Annotated in this window: 14 protein-coding genes; 8 read left to right on the forward strand and 6 right to left on the reverse strand. The window is 70.5% G+C overall.

The features are described from left to right. Window positions 1-41: 41 nt before the first annotated feature. The 4 genes from J4573_RS18905 to J4573_RS18920 form a co-directional block, all read right to left on the reverse strand. On the reverse strand, window positions 42-995 hold the full coding sequence (locus tag J4573_RS18905; protein WP_208257040.1) for a CU044_5270 family protein: 954 nt from the start codon (window positions 993-995) through the stop codon (window positions 42-44). After that, window positions 992-1,585: an RNA polymerase sigma factor gene (locus J4573_RS18910; protein ID WP_307796699.1), complete on the reverse strand. Its 594-nt coding sequence runs from the start codon at window positions 1,583-1,585 to the stop codon at window positions 992-994. Before J4573_RS18910 ends, J4573_RS18905 begins: the two co-directional genes overlap by 4 nt. Window positions 1,586-1,673: 88 nt before the next feature. Then, entirely contained in the window at window positions 1,674-2,630 is a 957-nt protein-coding gene (locus J4573_RS18915) for a CU044_5270 family protein (protein WP_208257042.1), read from the reverse strand. Next, entirely contained in the window at window positions 2,627-3,166 is a 540-nt protein-coding gene (locus J4573_RS18920) for an RNA polymerase sigma factor (RefSeq protein ID WP_307796701.1), read from the reverse strand. Before J4573_RS18920 ends, J4573_RS18915 begins: the two co-directional genes overlap by 4 nt. 358 nt (window positions 3,167-3,524) lie before the next feature. Between J4573_RS18920 and dnaK the strand changes: the two genes are divergently transcribed. From dnaK to J4573_RS18955, 7 genes are all read left to right on the forward strand, one after another. After that, window positions 3,525-5,393, forward strand: coding sequence for a molecular chaperone DnaK (dnaK, locus tag J4573_RS18925; protein WP_208257044.1), 1,869 nt, complete (start codon window positions 3,525-3,527; stop codon window positions 5,391-5,393). Continuing rightward, window positions 5,390-6,046: a nucleotide exchange factor GrpE gene (gene grpE, locus J4573_RS18930; RefSeq protein WP_208257045.1), complete on the forward strand. Its 657-nt coding sequence runs from the start codon at window positions 5,390-5,392 to the stop codon at window positions 6,044-6,046. Before dnaK ends, grpE begins: the two co-directional genes overlap by 4 nt. 146 nt (window positions 6,047-6,192) lie before the next feature. Further along, window positions 6,193-7,365: a molecular chaperone DnaJ gene (dnaJ, locus tag J4573_RS18935; RefSeq protein WP_208257046.1), complete on the forward strand. Its 1,173-nt coding sequence runs from the start codon at window positions 6,193-6,195 to the stop codon at window positions 7,363-7,365. Window positions 7,366-7,369: 4 nt separating this feature from the next. Beyond that, entirely contained in the window at window positions 7,370-7,819 is a 450-nt protein-coding gene (locus tag J4573_RS18940) for a heat shock protein transcriptional repressor HspR (RefSeq protein WP_208257047.1), read from the forward strand. Between the two features lie 87 nt (window positions 7,820-7,906). Then, window positions 7,907-10,504 carry an ATP-dependent chaperone ClpB gene (gene clpB, locus J4573_RS18945; RefSeq protein ID WP_208257048.1) on the forward strand — a complete coding sequence of 866 codons (2,598 nt, stop codon included), beginning with the start codon at window positions 7,907-7,909 and terminating at the stop codon, window positions 10,502-10,504. 128 nt (window positions 10,505-10,632) lie between these two features. Continuing rightward, window positions 10,633-11,208, forward strand: coding sequence for an RNA polymerase sigma factor (locus tag J4573_RS18950; RefSeq protein ID WP_208257050.1), 576 nt, complete (start codon window positions 10,633-10,635; stop codon window positions 11,206-11,208). After that, window positions 11,205-12,236 carry a CU044_5270 family protein gene (locus J4573_RS18955; RefSeq protein ID WP_208257052.1) on the forward strand — a complete coding sequence of 344 codons (1,032 nt, stop codon included), beginning with the start codon at window positions 11,205-11,207 and terminating at the stop codon, window positions 12,234-12,236. The genes J4573_RS18950 and J4573_RS18955 overlap by 4 nt, the downstream gene beginning before the upstream one ends. Before the next feature lie 67 nt (window positions 12,237-12,303). Here the strand turns inward: J4573_RS18955 and J4573_RS18960 are convergent, their stop codons facing one another. Further along, window positions 12,304-12,783: an anthrone oxygenase family protein gene (locus tag J4573_RS18960; RefSeq protein WP_208257053.1), complete on the reverse strand. Its 480-nt coding sequence runs from the start codon at window positions 12,781-12,783 to the stop codon at window positions 12,304-12,306. A gap of 74 nt (window positions 12,784-12,857) precedes the next feature. Between J4573_RS18960 and J4573_RS18965 the strand changes: the two genes are divergently transcribed. Further along, the gene (locus tag J4573_RS18965) at window positions 12,858-13,487 is read left to right on the forward strand and encodes a TetR/AcrR family transcriptional regulator (RefSeq protein WP_208257054.1); all 630 of its coding nucleotides are present in this window, start codon (window positions 12,858-12,860) and stop codon (window positions 13,485-13,487) included. A 38-nt stretch (window positions 13,488-13,525) separates the two neighbouring features. On the opposite strand, the gene J4573_RS18970 is transcribed toward J4573_RS18965, so the two are convergent. Then, window positions 13,526-13,972 (reverse strand): organic hydroperoxide resistance protein, encoded by a 447-nt coding sequence (locus J4573_RS18970; RefSeq protein WP_208257055.1) that lies wholly within the window; start codon window positions 13,970-13,972, stop codon window positions 13,526-13,528. Window positions 13,973-13,977 lie beyond the last annotated feature (5 nt).

Below are 13,977 nucleotides of genomic sequence, written 5' to 3' on the forward strand. Positions count from 1 at the left end.
GCAGAGAACTCCAAGATCACCCCGCCTTCTTACAGCCGGCCTCAGGAGGCGGCGGGAACGCGGGGCCGCTCGTCGGTCCAGCCGACCTCCAGATAGACGTTCGAGTAGTAGGTCCTGCCCCTCGCGTCTCTCGCCGTTTCGCTGAGGAGCTGCGAGGTCGCCGGATCGACCACGACCCGGTTCTGCCCGGCCTTGCCGAATCGCAGCTCGTTGCCCTCCCTGCCTCGCTCGTCCCGGACGACGCCGCCGCTCTTGACACCGGGCCTGGACGCCAGGGCACGGAAGGCGGCGGCACGCGCCGCGGGCGGAGCGGGCGCCTGGGCCAGCATCTGGGTCAGGAGGCCGTCGGTGAAGGACTGGACATCGGTCTCACGCCACTTGGGAGAGATCTTGGAAGCGATCCCGTGCGCCCACGTCACGATGCCCCGCGGGGTCGTCGGGAGGGACCGCAGCTCGGCGAGCGTGAAGCCCTGGTCGGAGATCTCGAACGGCCGGGGGGACCGGAGCGGCCCGGAGAGCCACGCCTGGCCCGCCGCGCTGCCGGTCAGATTCCTCATCCCCTGCCGGTAGACGCCGTCCTTTCCGTACCAGCTGACGTTGAGCTGGGCGCCCGCGATGTTGGTGCGGATCGCGCTCACCCGCCAGTAGGCGCCGTCGGTGGCCGGACGCCGTTCGGCGGAGGTCGCGGCCGCCAGCAGCACCTGCCGCGCCGTCGCGTACGCGATCGGCTGCGGACCGGCCGACGGAGCGCCCGTACGCGGACTCGGATGGCCGGGCTCTTCGGGGGTGACGGGACCGGCCTGGGTGAAGACCATGACGGCTGCGGCGCCCATGGCGGCGACGCCGACGACCGGGCCAAGGCGGAGGCGCAGGTGGGGGCGGCGGCGGGGTGGTGGTGCGTCCTCGGTCAGGCGGGCGCGGGCTGCGGCTACTGCGTGCGGGGTCGGGGCGGGTGGGTCGCCGAAGAGGTCGCGGAGTTCGGTCAGTTCGTTCATCGGGCCAGCTCCTCTGCGGTCAGGGGGTTGGTCCCGCCCAGTGCCTCGCGCAGCTTCTTGCGAGCCCGGTTGAACCGCGAGCAGACCGTGCCGTAAGGGAGGTCCAGGGCCTGGGCGACCTCGTCATAGGTCAGCTCGCCCAGGACCACCAGCAGGAGTACGTCGCGCTGCTTGGCAGGGAGGGCTGCGACTGCTTGTGCCAGCGGGCCCCTGACCTCCTGCTGGGCACTCACCCGCGTGGCGATCCGGTCCTGGTCGTCCTCGGGGCCGCCATCGGCAGGCAGGCGGCCGAGCGCGCGGAACCTGCGCATCTCGTCGCGGCGGTGGCGGCCGATCAGGTTGGTGGCGATGCCGTACAGCCAGGGACGCGCGTTCTCACGGGTCAGGTCGTAGCTCCGGCGGCGCCGGAACGCGATGTGGAACGTCTCGGCGGCGAGGTCGTCGGCGACGTGGGTGTCGAGGCGGCGGGCCACGTAGCGGTGGATCTCCGTGAAGTAGGCGTCGAAGATCGCACCGAACCGTTCGGGCTCATGCCAGGACCGTTCGATGACCGAGGCGTCGCGCGCGGCGACGTCGGGGGGAGCGGTCACGCGTGGCTCCTTCAAAGAGGCCTCATCCATCGGCGTGGACAGATTTCACCCCTTGTTGCCCGCATGCCGCTCCCCCCTTCCCTTTCGATCAGGGGGCCTGGGGGATGTGCGGCTTCTCGTTCGTCCAGCCCACGTCGAGGTAGGTCATCGTGCTCGACTTGTCGCCCGTGGTGGTCTCCTCCAGGAGCACCGACGTGGCGGGGTCGACGAGGTAGCGCATGCCTCCGAACTGGATCTCGCGGCCGGAACGGCCCCTCGAGTCCTTGCGCACGCCTCCGAGCTTGACGTCCGGGCGCTCCGCCAGGGCCCGGAACGCGGCGGCACGGGTCTTCGGCTGGGCGGGCGCCTCGACGAGGAGGCTGAGCAGAAGCCCGCCGGCGAAGGCATCGACGTCCTTCGACCGCCCGCTCTCGATGACGCCCTTGGCGACACCGTCGGCCCACTTCTTCAACCCGGCGGGATCTTGAGGCAGGCTGCGGAGCTGCGCCAGGGTGAAGGTCTGGTCCTCGATCTCGAACGGCCGGGACATCTTCTCGGGCTTGCCGAGGAACGCCCGGCCCGTCTTGGCCCCGGCCAGGTACCGAGACCCCGACTGGTACGTGCCGTCCTTGCCGTACCAGTTGACCGTGAGCTGGCTGATGATGCGGCTGCCGGGCACCTTGATCACATGGATCTCGCTGACCCTCCAGTAGCCGCCATCGGTGAGCGGCCGTCGTTCGGCGGAGGTCGCGGCGGCCAGCAGCACCTGCCGGGCCGTCGAGTAGGCGGCCGGCTGGGGGCCGGTCGGCGAGCCGCTCGCGCCCGGCCGGTCGGGCCCCTTCTCCGGGCCGACGACGCCGCCGTAGGCGAAGGCGACCGCGGCGGCCGTGCCCAGGGCGGCGGTCACGAGGAGCTGGGGGCGGCCGACGATCCGGCGGCGGCTGCGTCGTCCGGGGGAGGCGGCCAGGGCACGGATCAGGTCGCGTTCACGGCGGGACGGGTCGGGCTCGGGGTCCAGGGTGCTCGGGCGGGCGCTCGCGAGCCGGTCCATGACGTCGCGGGTCATCGGGTGACCTTTCGTTCTGCACGCGCACGCGAGGGCGGCGCCGGGGGCTGGGTGGACAGGGCGTGGGCGAGGCGGCGGCGGGCCCGGTGCAGGCGTACGAAGAACGTGGCCTTGGAGCAGCCGAGGACCTTGGCGGCCTCGCCGGGCGACAGGCCCTGCCAGGCGATCAAGGTGAGGACCTCGCGGTCGTTGTCGGAGAGCTGGGCGAGGGCGCCGAGCATCTCGGCGCGGTCGGCGACGTCGTCGCCCACGTCGCCGGTCGCGGTGGTGGTCCAGGTGCGCAGCTCGGCGGCGAGGGACTCGCGGCGGACCTGGGCGCGGTAGGACTCGCGGACGATGTTGCGGGCGATGCCGAGCAGCCAGGGCAGCGGCTCGTCCGGCAGGTCGCGGATGCGCAGCCAGGCGACGCAGAACGTCTCGCTGGCGACCTCCTCGGCGAGCTGCCCGCCCGCCCGGCTCACGGCGTAGGCGTACACGCGCGGGTAGTGCGCGTCGTACACCTCCGTGAACCGGGCCATGTGATCGGGATCAGTCACGAACCGAACCCTTTCGTCTGGGGGGTTGGGCCTTCATCTGAGGAGTGATCGCCGGGTCCCTGTTCTTACACCCCCGGCTCCGACTTGGGGCGGAAGAGATCGCCCGGAGGCTCCTCCCTGAGATCGAAAACGGCCCTGAGAAGAGGCCAGGAGGGAACGGGAATGCTCCGCTCATTCGTCCTGTTGTAGAGGGCAGCAGCAAAGTTGAGTCGGGTACGCTCAAGTCATTTGACAACTTGATCCGCCCAAGGCAACCTTGCTTGAACGAGACTCAGCCGGCCCGCCCTGCAGGGGGCTGACAGCGGCGGGCCGGGTCGCCGATAGAAGAACAGCCAAGGCAAGACGGAGGACGAGAGACATGGCACGAGCGGTCGGCATCGACCTCGGGACGACCAACTCGGTCGTCGCGATCCTTGAGGGTGGCGAGCCCACCGTCATCGCCAACGCGGAGGGGTCGCGGACCACGCCGTCCGTCGTCGCCTTCGCCAAGAACGGCGAGGTCCTGGTCGGCGAGGTGGCCAAGCGCCAGGCGGTGACCAACGTCGACCGGACGATCCGTTCGGTCAAGCGCGAGATGGGCACCGACTGGAAGACCACCGTCGACGGCAAGGACTTCACCCCGCAGCAGATCAGCGCGTTCGTGCTGCAGAAGCTGAAGAGGGACGCCGAGTCCTACCTGGGCGAGACGGTGACCGACGCGGTCATCACCGTTCCGGCCTACTTCTCCGACCACCAGCGCCAGGCCACCAAGGAGGCCGGACAGATCGCGGGCCTGAACGTCCTGCGCATCATCAACGAGCCGACCTCGGCGGCGCTGGCCTACCACCTGGAGAAGGAGAACGAGGCCACCATCCTGGTCTTCGACCTGGGTGGCGGTACGTTCGACGTCTCCCTGCTGGAGGTGGGCGACGGCGTGGTCGAGGTGAAGGCCACCAGCGGTGACAACCACCTGGGCGGCGACGACTGGGACCAGAAGGTCGTCGACTGGCTGGTCGAGAAGTTCAAGAACGCCAACGGCGTGGACCTCTCCAAGGACAAGATGGCCCTCCAGCGCCTGCGCGAGGCCGCGGAGAAGGCCAAGATCGAGCTGTCCAGCTCGTCCGAGACGCAGATCAACCTGCCCTACATCACGGCGTCGTCCGAGGGCCCGCTGCACCTTGACGAGAAGCTCACCCGCTCGGAGTTCCAGCGGCTCACCGCCGACCTCCTCGAGCGCACCAAGGCTCCGTTCCACAACGTCCTCAAGGACGCCGGCATCGGCGTGAGCGGCATCGACCAGGTCGTCCTGGTCGGCGGCTCGACCCGCATGCCCGCCGTCTCCGAGCTCGTCAAGGAGCTGACCGACGGCAAGGAGCCCAACAAGGGCGTCAACCCCGACGAGGTCGTCGCGATCGGCGCCTCGCTGCAGGCCGGTGTCCTGAAGGGCGAGGTCAAGGACGTCCTCCTGCTGGACGTGACCCCGCTGAGCCTGGGCATCGAGACCAAGGGCGGCATCTTCACCAAGATCATCGAGCGCAACACCACGATCCCGACCAAGCGGTCGGAGACCTTCACGACGGCCGACGACAACCAGCCGTCGGTGGAGATCCAGGTCTACCAGGGTGAGCGCGAGATCGCCGCGTACAACAAGAAGCTCGGCACCTTCCAGCTGACCGGCCTCCCGCCGGCGCCGCGCGGCGTGCCGCAGATCGAGGTCACCTTCGACATCGACGCCAACGGCATCGTCAACGTCAGTGCCAAGGACCAGGGCACCGGCAAGGAGCAGTCGATGGTCATCACGGGCGGGTCGGCCCTGCCCAAGGACGACATCGACAAGATGATGCGCGAGGCCGAGGAGTACGCCGAGGACGACCGCAAGCGCAAGGAGGAGGCCGAGGTCCGCAACCAGGCCGACACCCTCGCCTACTCCACCGAGAAGTTCCTGCGGGAGAACGACGAGAAGATCCCCGCGGAGCTGAAGACCGAGGTCCAGGAAGCGCTCGACGAGGTCAAGAAGAACCTCGAGGGCACCGACGTGGACGCGATCAAGGGCAGCGCCGAGAAGCTGGCCCAGGTCAGCCAGAAGATGGGCGCCGCGATGTACGCCCAGAACCCGGAAGGCGCCGCGGGCGCCGACGGTGACGCCGGCCCGACGGCCGACGCCCAGGGCGGCGACCAGGCGCAGGACGACGAAGTCGTCGACGCCGAGATCGTGGACGACGACAAGCCGAAGGGCGGTGCCGCGTGAGTCGTCCCAACGAGGGCGAGGAGCGCGACGGTCCGGTGATCCGGGACAACCGGCGGATCGACCCCAAGACGGGCGAGGTCCGGTCCCCTGCCGCGGGCGCGGCGGGGGCCGGGGCCGCCGGCAAGGCGGGGGCCGCGGGCGCCGAGTCCGCGGCGGAAGAGACGCCGGCGATGGACGAGGAGGCCGTGGCGCTGAAGACCCAGCTCGCCGAACGGACCGCGGACCTGCAGCGGCTGCAGGCCGAGTACGCCAACTACCGCAAGCGGGTGGAGCGCGATAAGGGCACCATTCGCGAGCACGCGGTCGGCGGCGTCCTCAACGAGCTGCTGCCGATCCTCGACGACATCGGCCGGGCGCGCGACCACGACGAGCTGACCGGCGGCTTCAAGTCGGTCGGCGAGGCCCTGGAGGCCACCGTGGGCAAGCTCGGCCTGGAGAAGTACGGGGAGAAGGGCGAGCCCTTCGACCCGACCGTGCACGAGGCGCTCATGCACTCGTACTCGCCGGATGTGAGCGAGACGAGCGTGGTGGACGTCCTCCAGCCCGGCTACCGCATCGGGGAGCGGGTCCTGCGGCCCGCCCGCGTCGCGGTCGCCGAACCCGGCCCGGACGCCGACGAGAGCGGCGACGGTCAGGGCGACGAGAACGAGTGATCCCGGTCCGGGTGGTCCCGGCCACCCCGCCGGGATCACCCGGACCAGTGAAGCGTTGACTTGGTCAGAAGAGTCGTCGACTTGTTTGCAAGAGTCGTCAGAGCCGTGACAGCACAGAACGTGGCATCAGCAGAGAGCGGGGCGCCGTGAGCACCAAGGACTACCTGGAGAAGGACTACTACAAGGTCCTCGGTGTCTCTAAGACCGCCTCGCAGGATGAGATCAAGAAGTCGTACCGGAAGCTGGCGCGCAAGTACCACCCGGACGCCAACCCCAACGACCGCGACGCCGAGGACCGCTTCAAGGAGGTCTCCGAGGCCTACGACGTCCTCGCCGACGACAAGCGGCGCAAGGAGTACGACACCATGCGGTCGATGCCCGGCGGGTTCCGCGGGCAGCAGGGCGGCGGCTTCGGCTTCGACCTGGGCGACCTGTTCGGCCAGGGCGGCACCGCCGGCGGCGGGACCGCGGGCGGCGCCGGCGAGAAGATCGGCGACATCTTCGGCGGCCTGTTCAACCGCGGCGGCGGCACCCGTACGACCGGCACCCGGCGCGCGCGGCGCGGCTCCGACGTCGAGACCGATGTGACGCTGTCGTTCGGCCGCGCGATGAACGGCGTGACCGTGCCGATCAAGCTGACCAGCGAGGCGGCCTGTCCGAGCTGCCGCGGCACCGGCGCCAAGGCCGGTACCGTGCCGCGCGTCTGCCCCAACTGCGAGGGCACCGGGCACGAGACCCGCAACCTGGGCAACTTCGGCTTCCAGGAGCCGTGCCACGAGTGCCACGGCCGCGGGCTCGTCGTCGACGACCCGTGCCCCACCTGCCACGGCAGCGGCCGCGCGACCGGCACCCGGACCATTCAGGCCCGGATCCCGGCGGGCGTCGCCGACGGGCAGAAGATCCGCCTCAAGGGCAAGGGCGCGCCCGGCGAGAACGGCGGCCCCTCCGGCGACCTCTACGTCAACATCAAGGTGCTCCCGCACAAGGTGTTCGGGCGCAGCGGCGACAACCTCACGCTGAACGTGCCGGTCACCTTCCCCGAGGCCGCGCTCGGCGGCGAGATCCGGGTGCCGACCTTCCAGGGGCAGCCGGTGACGCTGCGCCTGCCCGAGGGCACGCCGAACGGCCGGACGCTGCGCGTCAAGGGCCGCGGCGCGACCCGGCGCGACGGCTCCAAGGGGGACATGCTCGTCACCATCGAGGTGCAGGTCCCGCAGAAGCTCGACGACACCACGCGCGAGGCGCTCGAGGCGATGCGCACCGCGGGCGGCGGCGACGACCTGCGCAGCGAACTGCTCCAGCAGGCGAGAGAGGAATGAGGTCATGGACCCGTTCGGCGACGACACCCCGGTCTATGTGATCTCGGTGGCGGCGCAGCTGTCCGGCCTTCACCCGCAGACCCTGCGCACCTACGACCGGATGGGGCTGGTCTCCCCCGGCCGCACCGCCGGGCGGGGCCGCCGCTACTCGATGCGCGACATCGTGCTGCTGCGCGAGATCCAGCGGCTCTCCCAGGAGGAGGGCATCAACCTCACCGGCATCAAGCACATCCTGGAATTGCAGCGCGACAACGTACGGCTGCGCGACGAGGTGGCCAAGGCGCACGCGGCGCTGGAGGACCTGGCGAACGAGCTGGAGTCGACCCGCGCCGTCGCGGCGCGCCTCGCCCAGCAGCGGCGGCGCGGCGAGCCGAGCGGCACGCCCGGCGCCGACCTGGTCCCGATCCGGCAGACCGGCGTGGTGATCTGGCACGAGCGCCACACCTCCGACTGACACACCCAAAAGACGACTGACATCACCCAGAGAACGAGACTTACCGGCACCCGCCCAGTGGACTGAGACTTGAGGGGGCGAAAGAACGTGGACAACAAGCTGACCTTGAAGAGCAGGGAAGCCCTGACCGTCGCGATCCGGCAGGCCGCGGCCGAAGGCAATCCCCAGGTCGAGACGGCCCACCTGCTGGCGGCGCTGCTGGACATTCCCGAAGGCACCGCGGTGCCGCTGCTGAAGACCGTCGGCGCCAACCCGAAGACGATCAAGAACGCGGTCGAGGAGCAGCTGGAGCGGCTGCCCAAGGCCACCGGGTCGACGGTGCCCGAGCCGCGGCTGTCCGGCCAGCTGCAGCGCGTGATCAACACCGCGCAGCACCGGGCCGAGGAGCTGGAGGACGAGTACGTCTCGACCGAGCACCTGCTGGTGGGCCTCGCGGCCGACGGCGGGCCGGTCACCGACCTGCTCAAGAACGCGGGCGCGAGCCCCGAGGCCCTGCTCGCGGCGTTCAAGGAGGTGCGCGGCAGCTCCCGGATCACCAGCGAGACGCCCGAGGACACCTTCCGGGCGCTGGAGAAGTACGGCGTCGACCTGACCGCGGCGGCGCGGGAGGACAAGCTCGATCCCGTGGTCGGGCGCGACGACGAGATCCGCCGCGTGATCCAGGTGCTGGCCCGGCGCACCAAGAACAACCCGGTGCTGATCGGTGAGCCCGGCGTCGGTAAGACCGCCATCGTCGAGGGACTCGCCCGCCGGATCGCCGGGGCCGACGTGCCCGAGTCCCTGCTGGGCAAGCGGCTCATCTCGCTCGACCTCGGCTCCATGGTGGCGGGCGCGAAGTACCGCGGCGAGTTCGAAGAGCGCCTGAAGGCCGTGCTCAAGGAGATCAAGGAGAGCGACGGCCAGATCATCACGTTCATCGACGAGCTGCACACCGTCGTCGGGGCGGGCGCGGGCGAGGGCGCGATGGACGCCGGCAACATGCTGAAGCCCATGCTGGCCCGCGGCGAGCTGCGCATGATCGGCGCCACCACGCTGGACGAGTACCGCGAGCGCATCGAGAAGGACGCCGCGCTGGAGCGGCGCTTCCAGCAGGTGTACATCAGCGAGCCCAGCGTCGAGCAGACCGTCGCCATCCTGCGCGGGCTGAAGAGCCGCTACCAGGCGCACCACAAGGTGCAGATCGCCGACAGTGCGCTGATCACGGCGGCCACGCTGTCCGACCGCTACATCACCGCCCGGTTCCTGCCGGACAAGGCCATCGACCTGATGGACGAGGCGGCGTCGCGGCGCCGGATGGAGATCGACTCCCGGCCCACCGTGGTCGACGACCTGCAGCGCGAGGTCGACCGGCTCCGGACCGAGGAGATCCAGCTGGAGGCCGAGAAGGACGACGAGTCGCAGCGCCGCCTGGAGGCCCTCCACAAGGAGAAGGCCGACAAGGAGGAGCGGCTGAACGCCCTGGTCGGCCGCTGGCGGCAGGAGAAGGCCGGCCTCAACCTGGTCGGTGAGCTGACCGGGCAGCTCGACCGGTTGCGCGACGAGTCCGAACGGGCGCAGCGCGAGGGCGACCTGGAGACTTCGGCCAGGCTCACCTACGGCGAGATCCCCGCGCTGGAGAAGGAGATCGCGGAGGCGTCCGAGCGTGCCGAGGAACGCGAGGCCATGATCAAGGAGAAGGTCGGCCCGGACGACGTCGCCGAGGTCGTCGCGTCCTGGACCGGCATCCCGGCCGGACGCCTGCTCGAGGGTGAGACCGCCAAGCTGCTGCGCATGGAGGAGGAGCTCGGCAAGCGGCTGATCGGCCAGCAGACCGCGGTCGGCATCGTGTCCGACGCCGTCCGCCGCGCCCGCGCCGGGGTCTCCGACCCGGACCGGCCGACCGGCTCGTTCATGTTCCTCGGCCCGACCGGCGTCGGCAAGACCGAGCTGGCCAAGGCGCTGGCGGACTTCCTGTTCGACGACGAGCGCGCGATCACCCGCATCGACATGAGCGAGTACTCCGAGAAGCACTCGGTGGCCCGCCTGGTCGGCGCGCCTCCCGGCTACGTCGGCTACGAGGAGGGCGGCCAGCTCACCGAGGCCGTGCGGCGCCGTCCCTACTCGGTCGTGCTGCTGGACGAGGTGGAGAAGGCCCATCCCGAGGTCTTCGACATCCTGCTCCAGGTCCTCGACGACGGGCGGCTCACCGACGGCCAGGGCCGCACGGTCGACTTCCGCAACACGATCCTGATCCTGACCTCCAACATCGGTTCGCAGTTCCTCGTCGACCCGACGCTGGAGAACGGGGCCAAGCGGACGGCGGTCATGGAGGCGGTGCGGACCTCGTTCAAGCCCGAGTTCCTGAACCGGCTCGACGACGTGATCCTTTTCGACGCGCTCACGACCGACGAGCTCACCCGGATCGTCGATCTGCAGGTCGACAAGCTGGCCGAGCGGCTCGCCGACCGGCGGCTCACGCTGGAGGTCACCGAGGCCGCGCGCGAATGGCTCGCGCTCACCGGCTACGACCCGCTGTACGGGGCGCGGCCGCTGCGCCGCCTGGTGCAGACCGCGATCGGCGACCAGCTCGCGCGCGAGCTGCTGTCGGGCGAGATCCGCGACGGAGACGCCGTGGTCGTCGAGCTCGACGAGGCGTCCGACTCGCTCACCGTCGGCACCGGCAAGGGCCTGACGCTCACCAAGTAGTCCTTCGATCGGAGAACGTGCCGGGGCACTCCGCCCCGGCACGTTTTCGTATGCCCTGTAAGAAGGGGTGGCGATCTCGGGGTTACCGGGTGACGAGTTCATCAAGGGACCCGAGAGGAGGTGGTGGCGTGCGCGGCGAGAACAGCGAGCCGGAAGACGACGTCGAACGCTTCACGGCCATCTACCGGCGCCACCACGGCAAAGTGCTCGGCTACGCACTGACCCATGACCGGCGGGGCGCGGCCGAGGACATCGTGAACGAGACGTTCCTGACCGCCTGGCGCAAGCTCGACCAGGTACCGGCGGACGACGCACTGCCGTGGCTGCTGGCGACGGCGCGGCGGCACCGGCTCAAGCAGCGCGACGCCGGGCGGCGGCACGAGTCGATCGCCTCGCGGCTCGCCGAGTTGGGCGACGAGGGCGCGGCGCGGGTCCGCGACACCGGTGACGTGGTGGCGGAACGGGACGCGGGACTCGCCGCGTTCGCCACGCTGTCCGAACGCGACGCCGAACTACTGGTGCTGAGCGCCTGGTACGGGCTCACGGCGAACCAGGCCGCGACCGTTCTCGGCTGTTCGAGCGCCACCTATTTCGTACGGCTGCACCGGGCGCGCAAGCGCCTCGAACGTGCCCTGCGGGGCGGCGGTTCGGGCGGCTCGGCTCCCGCGTTCCACGCGGCCACTCTGGAAGGACAGCACGGATGAGCACCACCACCGACCGCGCGATGGCGGCGCTCAAGCCCGCCGCGCTGGACGACCTCGACCAGGCCCCGCCGGACGAGGCGATGGACGCGCAGATCAGCCGGATCGTCGCCACCCCGCGTACCGGCGGCCGATCCCGGCGGCGCGGCGTCCCGCGGATGCCGCTGCTGCTCACGGCAGGTCTGGCCACCGCCGCGGCCGCCGCCGTGGTGATCCCGCAGGTCGTCAACGGCAGCGGCGGCGCGACGCACCCCCGGCCGTCGAACCCCCCGGCCGCCGCGCCCATGGAGGCGCGCAAGGTCCTGCTCGCGGGCGCGCAGTCGGCCGAACGGGCTCAGGGCCCGGCCGACGGGAAGTACTGGCACCTGAAGACGCGCAGGTGCGCCCCCGGTGGTTACGGGCAGGTCCCGTACCACTACACGGTCTGCACCACGCAGGACTCCTGGACGTCCAAGACCGGCTTCGACCGCAACCTGCTCGGCATCGACCAGAAGATCGTCTTCGCGACGCCGGGCGACAAGGCGAAGTGGCAGTCCGCGGGCTCGCCCAAGCTCACCGAGTCCCGCGCCTACACCGAGCACCGGTTCCCGGTGTTCCACTACTGGGGCCTGGACGGCAACCGCAAGTCCCTCGACGAGCTGCGGCGCCTGCCGTCCGACCCGAGCGCGCTGCGGAAGATGGTCGCCAAGACCTACCGGGGCACCCCGAAGACCTCGGCCGACCTCGACGACCACATCTGGCTCATGGCGCCCGAGCTGTTCAACCAGCCGATCACGCCGGCGACGCGCGCCGGGCTGTACCGGATGCTCGCCCAGATCAAGGGCGTCCGGAACACCGGGATCACCAAGGACGTCGAAGGGCGGGACGCGATCGTGCTGCAGTACGGGGACACCCGGCTGGCGTTCCGGGCGGACACGCACGAGTTCCTGAGCGACGACTTCCAGGGTGGCGGCACGTTCAGCAACGCGCAGCTGCAGGCGGAGTGGACCAACGTCATGGGCGCCAGGCAAGGCGAGCGCGGCTACAGCTGATCGCGTGCACGAACGGCCCGCTTCCCGGTGACGGGACGCGGGCCGTTGGGCGTTGATGCTCGCCCGGCTAGGCGGCCAGCAGGACGCCGGTGAGGATGACGAACGCCACGGACGAGGCGACCGTGCGGACGTGGTTCCACGCCACCCACTTCGCCTCGTTGAAGTCCGCGCGCGCCTTGGCGACGTCGATCTGCGCGGGGTCGCCCGCCGCCTTGAGGGCATCGTTCATCGGAACGTTGACCGCGATCGTGAGGATGACGGTGAGCAGGTAGAGCACGAAGGCCGCGATCAGCCACCCGAGCCGGGCGCGCTCGTCGGATCCGAGGTGCATCACCCCGGCGACGCCGATCAGGAAGACGGGTCCGAGGAAGGTGACCATGAACCAGGGGTTGATGATGGCCCGGTCGAGCGCCTGGAACGCGCCGACGAACGTGCGGTCGTCGGTCTTCTTCAGGCCGGGCATGATCGTGTGCGCGTAGAGCGCGAAGACCCCCGAGACCAGCCCGGTCAGAACGGTGGCGGCGATCAGCACGATGTCGCTGAACACTGTGGTTTCCTCCCCTGCGCCAGGTATATATTCAATGCAGTACACCTGACTTCATGTCATGAGGATTCCACCGAATGTCTGAGAAGGTCAACCCCCCACGGCGGTACGACTCCAGCCGGCGGCGCGCCCAGGCGGCGCGGACCAGGCAGGACATCCTGGACGCGGCACGCGACTCCTTCGTCGAGCGAGGCTTCGGCGGCACCACACTGTCCGGCGTCGCCAAGGCGGCCGGGGTGGCGGTCGAGACGATCTACCGGTCCTTCGACGGGAAGGCGGGGCTGTTCTGCGAGGTGGTCGAGGACGCGTCGCTGACCCGGCTGCGGCCGGAGTACGAGGCGATCCTCGACGAGCCCGACCCGCGCCGCCGGCTGGCGATCTACGCGGCAGCCCAGCCCGCGGTCCAGGCCCGGATCGGCCCGCTGATCCGGGTCCTGAACGAGGCGTCGGCGGCCGACACGGAGATCCAGAAGATCTCCGACGACCTCCAGCAGCAGCGGCTGGCGGGCATGGAACGCCTCGCCCGGCTCCTCGACGAGGCGGGCGTGCTGCGTGCGGGCCTGACCGTCGAGGACGCCCGCGACGTCCTCTGGACGATCACCTCCAACGCCACCCACGACCTGCTGGTGACCCGCCGCGGCTGGACCGGCGAGCACTACGGCGCATGGCTCGGCGACACCCTCGCCCGCCTCCTCCTGACCGACTGACCGGCCCCGCGCCCCAAGGCCGGTCCGGGCTCGCGCGCTTAGAGGGGCGTGCCGTTCACGACGAGGGCGACGTCGATGTTGCCGCGCGTGGCGTTGGAGTACGGGCACACCTGGTGGGCGGCGCGGACCAGCTCGGCGGCACGGTCGCCGGCCTCGATCGAGGGCAGCGTGACGTCGAGCTCGGCGCTCAGCCGGAACGTCCCGTCGCCGTTCGGCACGAGGCCGACCCGCGCGTCGATCTCCGCGTCGTCGCTCTCCAGCCCCTTCGCCTTGCCGATCATCGACAGCACCGTTCCGAAACAGGCCGCGTAGCCGACGGCGAACAGCTGCTCGGGGTTGGTGCCGTCGCCGTTGCCGCCCATCTCTTTCGGCATGCGCAGCTTCAGGTCCAGGTGGCCGTCGGCGGTCGTGCCCCGCCCCTGCGCGCGCCCGCCCGTCACGCGCGCCTCGGCCGTGTACAGCGCCTTGGTGATGTCCGTCGCCATGTCCG

The sequence above is a fragment of the Actinomadura barringtoniae genome (assembly GCF_017573505.1).
GTDB classification, from domain to species: Bacteria; Actinomycetota; Actinomycetes; order Streptosporangiales; family Streptosporangiaceae; genus Spirillospora; species Spirillospora barringtoniae.

Coding starts and splice junctions, on each gene's coding strand:
- J4573_RS18970 (WP_208257055.1), bottom strand. CDS start 13,972: ATGGCGACGGACATCACCAAGGCGCTGTACACGGCCGAGGCGCGCGTG.
- J4573_RS18965 (WP_208257054.1), top strand. CDS start 12,858: ATGTCTGAGAAGGTCAACCCCCCACGGCGGTACGACTCCAGCCGGCGG.
- J4573_RS18915 (WP_208257042.1), bottom strand. CDS start 2,630: ATGACCCGCGACGTCATGGACCGGCTCGCGAGCGCCCGCCCGAGCACC.
- J4573_RS18905 (WP_208257040.1), bottom strand. CDS start 995: ATGAACGAACTGACCGAACTCCGCGACCTCTTCGGCGACCCACCCGCC.
- J4573_RS18940 (WP_208257047.1), top strand. CDS start 7,370: ATGGACCCGTTCGGCGACGACACCCCGGTCTATGTGATCTCGGTGGCG.
- dnaK (WP_208257044.1), top strand. CDS start 3,525: ATGGCACGAGCGGTCGGCATCGACCTCGGGACGACCAACTCGGTCGTC.
- J4573_RS18955 (WP_208257052.1), top strand. CDS start 11,205: ATGAGCACCACCACCGACCGCGCGATGGCGGCGCTCAAGCCCGCCGCG.